We start from the raw sequence: 272 nt of genomic DNA, 5'->3' as shown, positions 1-272 counted from the left end.
GGTGTCCTACTCTCCCACACCCTCCCGGGTGCAGTACCATCGGCGCTGTGGGTCTTAGCTTCCGGGTTCGGAATGGGACCGGGCGTTTCCCCCACGCTATGACCGCCGTAACCTTGTTACCCGTCCCAACCCCGCTGTTGTTGCTTGGGGGTGGGTGGGAAGACTGTGGTTACAACTGTGGTGCTTGGTTGTTTATTTTGTTGTGTGTTGGTTCCCGGGGTTGTTGGTTGGGAACCACATAGTGGACGCGTGCAGTGTGTTGTGTGGTGTAA

1 rRNA gene is annotated in these 272 nt (G+C 57.4%); it reads right to left on the bottom strand.

Going from position 1 to position 272, the window contains the following annotated elements:
• Nucleotides 1–110 (bottom strand): 5S ribosomal RNA (gene rrf, locus LRQ04_RS20505); the annotation flags it as partial.
• Nucleotides 111–272 lie beyond the last annotated feature (162 nt).

Origin of the sequence: Paenarthrobacter sp. AR 02, from assembly GCF_021538675.1 — a bacterium.
Taxonomy (GTDB): domain Bacteria; phylum Actinomycetota; class Actinomycetes; order Actinomycetales; family Micrococcaceae; genus Arthrobacter.
The sequence above is the reverse complement of the archived record's forward strand: the minus strand, read 5'-3'. Positions and strand labels throughout refer to the sequence as shown.